This window comes from uncultured Polaribacter sp. (assembly GCF_947503855.1).
Taxonomy (GTDB): Bacteria; Bacteroidota; Bacteroidia; order Flavobacteriales; family Flavobacteriaceae; genus Polaribacter.
The window spans coordinates 270998-282629 of record NZ_CANNFF010000001.1; the positions used below are offsets into that span (position 1 = coordinate 270998).

Annotated in this window: 7 protein-coding genes; 4 read left to right on the forward strand and 3 right to left on the reverse strand. The window is 31.0% G+C overall.

Annotated features, from left to right (window positions below):
- Positions 1-46 precede the first annotated feature (46 nt).
- The 3 genes from Q0662_RS01040 (at position 47) to Q0662_RS01050 (ending at position 6399) form a co-directional block, all read left to right on the forward strand.
- Positions 47-1624 (forward strand): sulfatase, encoded by a 1578-nt coding sequence (locus Q0662_RS01040; protein WP_298946180.1) that lies wholly within the window; start codon positions 47-49, stop codon positions 1622-1624.
- Positions 1625-1697: 73 nt separating this feature from the next.
- Positions 1698-3563: a sulfatase gene (locus Q0662_RS01045; protein ID WP_298946182.1), complete on the forward strand. Its 1866-nt coding sequence runs from the start codon at positions 1698-1700 to the stop codon at positions 3561-3563.
- Positions 3564-3828: 265 nt separating this feature from the next.
- Positions 3829-6399, forward strand: coding sequence for a sulfatase-like hydrolase/transferase (locus Q0662_RS01050; RefSeq protein WP_298946185.1), 2571 nt, complete (start codon positions 3829-3831; stop codon positions 6397-6399).
- Between the two features lie 305 nt (positions 6400-6704).
- Here the strand turns inward: Q0662_RS01050 and Q0662_RS01055 are convergent, their stop codons facing one another.
- Positions 6705-8618, reverse strand: coding sequence for a sulfatase (locus Q0662_RS01055; protein WP_298946187.1), 1914 nt, complete (start codon positions 8616-8618; stop codon positions 6705-6707).
- A gap of 180 nt (positions 8619-8798) precedes the next feature.
- Positions 8799-9566, reverse strand: a complete 768-nt coding sequence (locus Q0662_RS01060) for a T9SS type A sorting domain-containing protein (RefSeq protein WP_298946189.1) — start codon at positions 9564-9566, stop codon at positions 8799-8801.
- Between the two features lie 338 nt (positions 9567-9904).
- Here Q0662_RS01060 and Q0662_RS01065 point away from each other — a divergent pair, with 338 nt between their 5' ends.
- Positions 9905-11353 (forward strand): T9SS type A sorting domain-containing protein, encoded by a 1449-nt coding sequence (locus tag Q0662_RS01065; RefSeq protein ID WP_298946191.1) that lies wholly within the window; start codon positions 9905-9907, stop codon positions 11351-11353.
- 109 nt (positions 11354-11462) lie between these two features.
- On the opposite strand, the gene Q0662_RS01070 is transcribed toward Q0662_RS01065, so the two are convergent.
- The gene (locus Q0662_RS01070) at positions 11463-11630 is read right to left on the reverse strand and encodes a hypothetical protein (protein ID WP_298946193.1); all 168 of its coding nucleotides are present in this window, start codon (positions 11628-11630) and stop codon (positions 11463-11465) included.
- Positions 11631-11632 lie beyond the last annotated feature (2 nt).

Here is an 11632-nt window from a genome sequence, read left to right on the forward strand (position 1 = left end):
CATCATTACAAAATATTTTAAATACCGTAAATAACATAATAAATTCATGAAAAGAATAATTCTAACCTTAATTATCTGTATTCTTACTGCGAGTAGTTTTGCACAAGAAAGACCAAATATTATCTTCCTTTTATCTGATGATCAAACAAGTATTGCAACTGGTTGTTATGGTAATGACCAAGTAGTAACACCTAATATGGATACACTTGCTGAAGAAGGTGTTTTGTTCAAAAATCACTATAATACTACTGCTATTTGTATGGCAAGTAGAGCCATTCTTTTAACTGGAATGTATGAATACAAAGCAGGATGTAATTTTGAGCATGGCCCATTAAGAAAAGAGAAATTTGCTAAATCTTATCCTGTTCTTTTAAGAGAGCAAGGATATTATACAGGTTTTGCAGGTAAATTTGGAATGGCTGTTTCTGACGGAAATAGTACAAGTCATAATAAATGGGAAACACTTCCAATAGATGATTTTGACAATTGGGCAGGAGGTTTAGGACAAACAAGTTACCAAACAGCAAAAAACAAGTATATGTCTAAATATGCTGAAAAATACCCTCATAGTACAAGGGCATATGCAGCTTGGGCAGAAGATTTTATTAAAGAAGCTAAACAAACAGGTAAACCCTTCTCCATGTCTATTAGTTTTAAAGCACCCCATATGCCTTTTTCTCCAGACAAATATTTTGATTATGTCTACAAAGGAAAAAAGTATAAAAAACCAGAGAATTATGGTGCAGAAAATGCAAAACATCTTGCTCCACAAGCAAAAACAGGAAGACAATATAAAAGTTATGATTTTTGGCGAGATTCTGAAGAAAGCTACCAAGAAACAATTAAAAATTACAATCAATTAATCCATGGAGTAGATTATGCTTTAGGAATGATTAGAAAAACTCTAGAAGAACAAGGAGTTGCAGACAATACCATCATCATATTTACAAGTGATAATGGTTATAGTTGTGGTGCTCATAATTTTGGTGGTAAAGTATTACCTTATGAAGAAGCTTCCAAATCTCCATTAATTATTTACGATCCTAGAACACCAATTAAAGAAAGAGGAATACAACGTGATGCAATAACTGCAAATATTGATATGGCTCCAACTATTTTAAACTATGCTGGCATAAAACCTCCTGCAAATATGGATGGAGAAGATTTACGTTTATTGATAAAGAAGCCAAAGAAATTTAAACGAGAAACAATTGCGCTTACAAATATGTGGGGGAATGATGAAATACAAGCTATGTCTGTGGTTTCTAAAGATTGGAAATATATTTTCTGGCAATATGAAGATGATATTATGAATCCTACAGAAGAGCTTTATCATATTGGAAAAGATCGTTTAGAAATGACAAACAAGATTACTGATCCTTCCGCTAAAAAGCAACTTAAAAAAATGCGCTCATTATATGATGCTCATCTAGATAAATTAAAGAAGGAAGCAATAGAATATAATTCTTATCAAAAATATGCTGTTTTATTTGATAGAACATCAACTGCCGAAGACAAAAAACCATATTTGATAGGAAGCTATGTTGAATCAAAAAAGAAAGGAAAGTCTAGTAAAAAAAATAAGAAAAAGAGAAACAATAAGAAAAAGAACAAAAAACACTAATCTGTTTTACTAAAAATAAGTTCTTATTCCTTTTTAAAGCTTAAAATATATTTACTAAAATTATCTAAACACAATGTACAAAATAATTCTTTTTTCATTTCTATTTTATCTGAATGCGAATGTTGCATATAGTTATCAATCACCCGCAGAAAAAGGTAATGACAGACCAAAAAAACCAAATGTATTATTAATCGTTACAGATGATTTAGGCTGGCAAGATGTAAAATGTTACGACATAGATCAACCTTCTCCTTACGAAACTCCAAACATTGATAAATTGGCTAAAGATGGTGTTCTTTTTTGGCAAGCATATTCTCCAGCACCAACTTGTTCTCCTTCTAGAGGAGCTATATTATCTGGTAAACACCCAGTTCGTATAGAAAGAACAAACGTTAGAGGTGGGCATCCACCATTGCCTTTTAATCATGGTTCTACATTGATAAGTCCATGGATGAGAGGCGCTTTAGACATTTCTGAAATTACGATCGCTGAATCTCTTAAATTAAATGGCTACAAAACAGGACATAGTGGTAAATGGCATGTAGGTATTGCTGTAACAGATGATCCTCGTCCTAAAGCACAAGGTTTTGACTTTTCTAAACATGGCTTTGGATCTCATAAAAGAATGAAGGATCGTACAAAAGGATTTTCTACTTCAGATAAATCTGACCCATTTTACTTAGATGAAGAAGGGTTTCCGTTTGATGATATTACTCAAGATGGTATTGATTTTATGGATAGTAATAAAAAAGATCCATTTTTTCTATTCTATGCTTCTAGATTAGTACACACACCTATCCATACAAGAAGTGAAGCTTTATTGCGTAAATATTATGAAAAATTAGGAATTGCATATCCTAGAAAAAGTGATGTTTGGGACGAAGAAGGTCAAAGAAATGCTTATTATGCTGCCATGATAGAAACAATAGATCATTATACAGGTTTATTGATAAAATATCTTGAACAAACAGAAGACCCTAGATGGCCAGGACATATGTTAATTGAAAATACATATATTATTTTTACTTCTGATAATGGTGGTATGGAAAGACATACAAAAGAAATCATTACAGATAATTACCCGTTAGATAAAGGAAAGATAAATGCAAAAGAAGGTGGGGTAAGAGTACCTCTTATTATAACAGGACCAAACATTTCTTCAAACATACAATCTGATGTGGTGGTAAATGGTATTGATTTTTACCCAACAATACTTAGTTGGACGGGAGCAAAAAAACAAAAAAAACAAATTTTAGACGGCTCAGACTTATCAGTATTATTAGATAAAGACCCAACTGATAAAAAATTAGTTATAGACCCTGAAACTGGAAAGCCAAGAAACACTATGATGTGGCATTATCCAAACAGTTCTATGCAGTCTACTTTACGAATTGATGGTTATAAATTGGTACGTAATTATACGGATACTAAAGAAAAAACATCTTTAGCATTGTATCAACTTTATGACAAAGATTCAAAACGAGTAGATATAGAGGAATCTAAAAACCTTGCATCTAAAATGCCTAAAAAAGCAAAAGAAATGGATCGCCTTTTAGAAAAAAGATTAGAAAAGTTAAATGCAAGATATCCATTTTTAAATCCTACGAGTAGAGCTGACCTGCCTAACAAAACACAGGTTCCTACTGTTGTTGATCATGGTGTAGATGGGAAAAAAGTTTGGCTAAAATATAAAAACAACGGAGCTAAAGTTGTAAAAGCTGAGTTGATTTATACCAAGAATGGTGGTATTCCTGGTGAAATTTGGTTTCCAATTACAATGAAACTTACAAAAGATGAGGTATGCGTAACATTACCTAAAGGCACTACACATTATGTTTTTAATTTAGTCGATGAAAACAATTATCTTGTCGGCTATCCAGATGCTGGTTACCAAAAAACTACAAAAATATTTGCAACAAAAGCAATTGCTGTGAAATAATTAAGATTAGTTAACATTGAAAAGCACCTTAGAGTTCAACTTTAGGGTGCTTTCTTTTTTGATCTTAAAGTTTACGTTTTACTAGCATTATCTTTTCAGATATTAAAACTCAAAAGGTTCTTATTTATTAACTCCTATGTTTTATTCTCCATAAAATAAGTTGAATAATGTATAATTACAAGAAAAGAGTAATTGGTTGATTGTTTACAGCATAAAAAAAAACGTAGAGTTACTTATTTTTGTATAAATTATAACAACACATATAATGAAACATATTTTTTTCTACCTCTTTTTATGTATTTCAGTAATATCTATTAAAGGACAAGATACGAGACCAAACATTATCATTTTTTATGTAGATGATTTAGGTTGGCAGGATACAAATTTGAATAATTTAGGTGAACCTGCTCCTTGGGAAACACCAAATATGGACAAATTAGCTAAACTTGGGGCCAAGTTCTCACAAGCATATTCTCCAATGCCTACCTGTGCTCCATCTAGAGCAGCTATGTTAAGTGGTAGAAATGCTCTTAAAACAAAATTAACTCAAGTTTCTGGAGGAGAAGTACCTGGTTTATCAAGAAATAAAATTGATAAAAAACTGATTGGACCTTTTACTCCTTTAAGAATGCAAGATGAGGAATACACTATTGCAGAAGCTTTAAAAGATGCAGGTTACAACACAGGTCATGTAGGTAAATGGCATATTGCTGGTGCTAATGGATTTCCGGAAGCTAAAGATCAAGGTTTTAAAACTCAGTTTACAGATAGAGGTGTGCACAGAGGTATGAAAGATCGGTATACACTTTCAGAATTTGGAGTCAATAACAGTGATTATGCATTAGATGACGATGGAGTTCCTTTTGATGGTGTTACAGATGCCGCTGAAAAATTTTTAAAAAACAGTGTTGCTGAAGGTGCAAATGGAGATCCATTTTTCTTATATATGGCAACATGGTTGGTTCACACACCAATTCAAACTAGAGATTTAGCATTGTTACAAAAAATATCTGCAAGATTAGTTGGTCGTGGAGAATTGTCTGCTGAAGATCTTGAAAATGGAATACCTACTATTAAAACACCTTTAACGGCAGCAGGAGATCATAATCCATTTTATGGAGCAATGGTAGAAACTGTAGATTGGAGTTTGGGTAAAATAATTGATTATTTAGAAGCAACAGATGATCCAAGAAATCCTGGAAAAAAATTATTTGAAACAACTTATATTATTTTTTCATCAGATAACGGAGCTTCTGAACAAAATAATGTTGATTTTGAAGATGCTTCAGGAGATGTATCTAAACAAGAAGAAGTTGTAACTGATAATTTTCCTTTAGACAAAGGAAAAACAAGTTCTAAAGAAGGTGGAGTTCGAGTTCCTCTAATTATTACAGGACCTACTGTTACTCCAAATAAAGAATACAGTAATTTAGTTAATGGGATGGATTTTTATCCTACAATTTTATCAGTAACAGGAACAACTGTGCCTAATTCTATTTTAAATGATTTAGATGGAGTTAATTTAAATCCTTTATTGAGTGGGCAATCTACAACAGTAAATAAAGCTGATGGTTCTGAAAGAACAGATATGTTTTTCCATTACGCCAATGCAGATGATGAAAAATCTAAATCAACAATTAGAAGAGGTGATTATAAATTATATAAAAAATACATAGACGGTTCTTATGAAGCGTATAGACTATATAATGGAGATGCTCTTGTTGATATAGAGGAAGCAAATAATGTTATAGAAACAATGCCAACAGATATAAAAGAAAGTATGATTGCTGCATTGGATGCTTATCTAAAAGATAATAATGCTAAATTTCCAATGTGGAATCCTGATGAAGCTGCAGGATTACCAAATAGAGTATTTGTTCCTTCTGTAACTTCTACAGTATATAATCAAGATAATCAAATAGTAACAGCAAATATTTCTACTGAGTCTAATCAAGTTGGTATTTCTAAAGCATATTTACTGTATGTAGAAGATGGAGAAAAAGAAGAATGGCATGAATCAAATACGGCAGCAACTATATCAGGTAATGTAATAACGGCTAATGTTCCTGAAACAGCTACTAAAGTTGTATTTTATATGGTTGATGAAAATGGATTTTTAGTAAAGTCACAAGAAGTTGAAATAGTTAATGTTACCACTATAAGTCTTAACGATACAGATACAGAACAAAATTTTAATCCTACTGATGTTTTTTATGAAAATGTAGGTAGCATATCAGTAAAAGATAATTATTTACAAGCTACAAATACTAACGGAGGACAAGGTGCTAATTTTTACGTAAAAAGTATAAATAACACAACTATAGTATGTGATAAAGTTACTTTTGGTGTTCGTTCAAAAGCAAATGACACTTCTAAATTTGATGTTACTATTGGCGAGGAAACTCAAAGCTTTAGTTATACAAGTTCTAGAGATGCTGATGATGTTGTATTTGAATTTTCTGGTCCAGTATCTTTTACAAATACTTCTCAAGAAATTAAATTTTTGACTACAGCATTAGCGAATTCTGTAGATGGTGTAACACCAAGATTTAGATTGTATGACATTACGTTTCATGTCTCAGAAGTCTTAGGAGTTGACGATGTAAAAGAAAACACAAAAGCGATTAACTTATATCCTAACCCAGTAAAAGATGTTTTTAGTCTTTCAAAAGAAGTAAAATCTGGTATTTTATACAATGCTTATGGTGCAAAAACACACGAGTTTAAAAATCAATATAAAAATATAGATATATCAAATCTAGAGGCTGGTTTATATTTATTACAAGTAAGCTATAAAAATGGAGGCAAAAAGTTTTTAAAATTATTAAAGAAATAAGTTCATAACTCTTCAATTCAAAAATGCCCTTTAGTATCGAAGGGCATTTTTTATTAGCATAGAAAGATTAGAAATTAAAGTTATTGAATTTTCTAACTTCTAAACAATGGAAATTTTAGACTGATTTGGAAACTAATAAACATGATATAGTTCTTTAAATTTCAAAACGAATTGTCTTAATCAAATCACATCGAACCAAAAAAGGTTCCTTCGTTAAATACAATGAAGGAACCTTTTTAATAAAATTATAAATAAAGAACAGATGTTACGTTAAATGTTTGGGTTTGGATTCTTTTTTTTTATGATTAGTTGTTCGCGATTGCAAATTTTGAATATTTCTCTTTTGCTTTTTTTAGAGACTTTTTAGAAGGCATTTCAGGATAACTTACTAAAAAATTATGCTCATCAATTACATTTATCAAATAATGAGTTGTTCCTTTTGGTAATATAGCAGTTAAAGTACCATCCTCATTTATTTGGGCATCTGCTTTAAACCACTCTTCATATCTATGCCCACCATTTGTAGTATAAATTAAATTGGCTTTTACCACCTTTGCTCCATTTTCTTTATATGTAAAGATTGCAATATTTTTCTTTTTAGTTTCAGAAATTACGGTAGGCACAGTTTGTTTATGTTCCATCTCGTTTTTGTAATTAGGATTGTAAGATGGGTAGCTGGCTTTCATTTCGATTAACATAAGTGTAAGCTTATCATTCATCACTTTTGTCCTTTTAGGATCTGATGTTGCTAAATTATTAGCCTCTTCAATATCAACACGTTCTGTTACTCCATTACTGGAGTTATATAATCTATACAGCTCAAATTCAGAAGTTCTTGAATTATTTTTATAATCATAATTCCTGATCAATTTATAGTCACCTTCACGAATAGTACTTTGAAAGGATGAATGTGGAAAGTGCCACATCATTGTAGTTCTTTCCTTTCCGTTTTTATCTAAAACTAATTTAGAATTGGTTGGATCTTTTAGTAATAAGTTTGATAAATCATCACCATCTAAATTTTTACTTTTTGGTTTATCAATGTCTAATAAAGATAAAATTGTAGGGTAGAAATCTAGTCCATTTACAACAACATCAGATTGAACTCCTTTTTTTATTCCAGGACCTGATATCAGTAAAGGAACTCTTGTACCACCTTCTTTTGCGTTTATTTTACCCTTGTCTAATGGATAATTATCGGTAAAAACTTCACCTGGATGACCTTCCATTCCTCCATTGTCTGAAGTGAAAATAATATAGGTATTTTCGCTTAATTTATGACCTGGCCATCGTGGATCATCTGTAGTTTCTAAATAACTAAAAACTTGACCAACATAATAATCTAACATTTCTACCATTGCAGCATAATATGGATTCTTTTGACCTTTTAAATCCCAATGCTTAGGATCTGTTGGAAATGCAACACCTAGTTTTTTACAATATTTTTCTAAAAGCGCTTTACTTCTTGTATGAATTGGTGCATGTACCAAAAAAGTTGCATAATACAAGAAAAAAGGATCTTGTTTGTTTTCTTCTAAAAAATTTAAGGCATCCTGATTATTTTGATGAAAAGGAAAACCATTTTCATCTAATCTATAAGGATCTGATTTTTTTTCTGTTGCAAAATTGGTTAATCTATGAGGTTTTTGAGGGCTAGTTACACCACGATCATGAGTTGTTACATCAAACCCTTGATCTTCAGGCTGAGGGTAAGCAAAGTGATTTATAGCCATGTGCCATTTACCTGCATGTCCTGTTTTATATCCCTTTTGTTGCAAAACTCTAGCTAAAGTCATTTCGTTTTCTGGCATGCGTCCACTATACCAAGGATCCATAATACGTTGAGTATTTTTGCTTGCATTTACAGTTGGTGGTCCACCACCAACAACATTTGTCTTTTGTGCTCTAGCTGGGTGTGTTCCGCTCATTATAGCACATCTACTAGGTGCACAAGTAGGAGCTGGAGAATACGCTTGCCAAAACTGAATACCTTGTTTTGCAAAAGCATCAATATTTGGTGTTTCATAAGGAGATGGATTATCTATATCATAAACTTTTAGGTCTTGCCAACCTAAATCATCTGTAAGTAACAGCACCACATTAGGTTCTGGTCTATCAGATTTCTGTATCTTGTTATTGGGTACTTTTTGTGTATTACAACTAGATAGTAAAACACTTATTAAAAGTAAAGTGAGATAATGTTTGTACTGTGTTTTCATTATTTGAATAAATTTTATTTTTTTATAATAATCGTACCTGTTAAAAAAGTGAAAAAATTAATTCTATTCTACAAAAAAAGGCAGTAATATAAAATTACTACCTTTTCTTTTATAAAAATTTTATATAGTATTCAATCCTTTATAGGAAATACAATTCCATAAATTAAGAATTATATATTATTACTGTTTTACTAGTCTTAACGTTTTAGATCCTAATTGAGTCTTGATAGTTGTCATATAAACTCCAGTAGCTAAATCGCTAACATCATAATTAGCACTTGCTTTAAATGTCTTTACCAAACGACCACTAATATTATATAGTTTTACATCTTCTACATTTTCACTAGAATTAATTTGAAAACTGTTTGTTACAGGATTAGGATATGCAGTGATTGCTGCAGTTTTTGCATCAAAATCATCTGTTGATAAAGTTAAATTTGTAAATGTTACATTATAGTATCTAAATGTAACGCTTGAAGCAGCATCTTTTATAATATTTTTTACATCTAAAGTTATTGTAATAGGAGTAGAAGAAATAGTTACATCTTTAGAAAATGTTAAATTAATTACTTCAAAAGCGTCTAAATTTTCAGCAGCTGCATCTTTTGGTAAATCAAATGAATCAGTTGTACCATCCATAGTAAAATCTATACTACCAGAATTACCATATAATTTTCTTACCTGAAATTTAATTGATGCAACAAAGTCAGTTGAAGACGAAACAACATCAAAACTAATTGTTCCATTAACCAATGATTCATTACTAATTGCAACATTAGCTCCAGAGCCTGCAGCTTTCAAAGTCCCACTTGTAAAATTTGCTGTATAATCTGAATCTGCAACTCTTACTCTTGGAGTTTCAGCAGTTGGATCAAGAGGTGATGCTTGCCCAAACGTGGTAATTGAAACAAAAAATAAAGCTACAATAGAAAGTAATGTTTTTTTCATAATTTTTAAATTTATTCGATTAGTAATTATAGGTAAAAATAATTAATTTTAGCTATTAAAAATTGCTTAAATCAGTCATTGCCTTGCTCACTTCTGTTATATAAAGGCTTTAAGAGCTATATTACTCGTATTTTATTGTCTCTATAACCATACAAAAATATTTTTCTGCATTATAAGTTGTTGTCAGTATTTTGAAAAAGAAAAAATTTATTACAATTATGAATTAAAAAAAGTTACTCTTTTCATTTTGGCACTTTGGTTGAAATCGGTAAAGAATTGTTTGATTACAGAAGATACAATGATAAATAAGTCGTTATTTTTGTAAAAATGAAAATTTTATGACAAACAGAATTTATTTATCAATTTTATTTATACTGTTTTATACTAGTCTAATAGATGCACAAATTGTTTTACCAAAGAACACAAATAAAAGTGAAGCCAAAGCTGCATTTCTATCTGGTTCTTGGGGTGTTAGATTTAATTTAAACGGAGGTGTTAGATTAGACAATACAAGTGAATATAATTGGTTAAAAGGTGCGCAACAAATTGTAGACAATTTACCTGCTGTTGGTCATGTAATTTCAAATCTTACACATCCTGCACATGGTTATTATTATACGTTAAGAAACAATCCTTATGTAGATGTTGCCAATGAAATTCATCCTGCAATGGTGCCTTCTTTAGAAAATGAAAAAATAATACTGAATATTATTAATACTTTTAAAAATTCGGGCAAAAAAGTAATTCTTTATATCAATGGCGCTGGACCTTCAAAAATTCAAGGAAATATTGATGAAACTGAAGCTGAAATATCAGTTGCATGGGAAAATTATTATAATTCAAAATTTGCAGGTGATGAAGGTTTGGCATGGAGAACTTTAGCAAAAGGTTATTTTGAACGCTTTAAAGGATTAGCAGATGGCTATTGGATAGATAACTTATCTAATTTACCGGGAGAGGTTAGCGATTTTGTTGCCATGATTAGAGAAGTAGATCCTAATGTAGCAATTGCTACTAATATATCTAAATCTTATTTAGAAGATGAAAGTGGGAATAGAATACTAGTAGATTCTGATGGAATTAATGACGATGATCCTACAGATTATAATGTGTTTTATCTGGAGGCTAATGACCCTTACATGGACTTCACTGCAGGTCATCCGACTCCATTAGGTCAAGGTGCTCCGCCAAATTCTTGGGCTTATGAAGAATTTTCTTTTCCTCTAGTTACAGAAAACCCATGGTCTACATATGATGGCAGTAAACAAACATTAAAACATTATTTTGTTCCAATAAGAGAGCGTTGGAGTGTTGCTAGTGCAGACTTAGTGTTTGAAAACGAGCAAGCTTATCGTTTTATAAGAACTTTTACAGACGCAAAAGCAACAATGACTTGGAGTACTACAATTACAGATGGTTATATTTCTGATGACGAGATGGTAATAATGAAAGAATTAAATAATAGAATGTTACAATCTCCAAAACCAGACTTTCTACCCTATGAAAGGCCAGAAGGAGCTTTTTTAGTTGGAGAAACATTAAATACTAACACTAATATATTGGAAATAAATGAGCTTGTACTATTTCCAAATTCGGTAAAGCAACGTTTTAAATTATCTCAAGAAATCTCTTCTGCAATTGTTTACAACCTTAATGGACTGAAAGTTTCAGAATTTAAAAGCAATCAGACTTCTTTTGATGTTTCTATGCTATCTAAAGGTGTTTACCTTTTAAAAACTTTAGCAAAAAATGGAAAAAGCCACGTTTTTAAATTTATAAAACAATAATTTAAAATTACTAAGTACATCATCAATTCAAAGAAAAAGGAATCAATGCTGCATTTGGACACATCATTTTGACTTTCAATTTGATGAAAATTCTATTGTAGTTCTATTATTAAAACCCTATCCCTGGAGCTTCTGGGCTTTGTGCCTGTACCTTTTGAGGGTTTACGATTAAATAAGTACCTAAAGCCGTTAAAGATAGATATTTACCATAGTTTCCTATTTTCTTGATAGCTTCTTTACGAGAAATCTCTTGCGTATTTTGTGTTTTTATTTTCATGA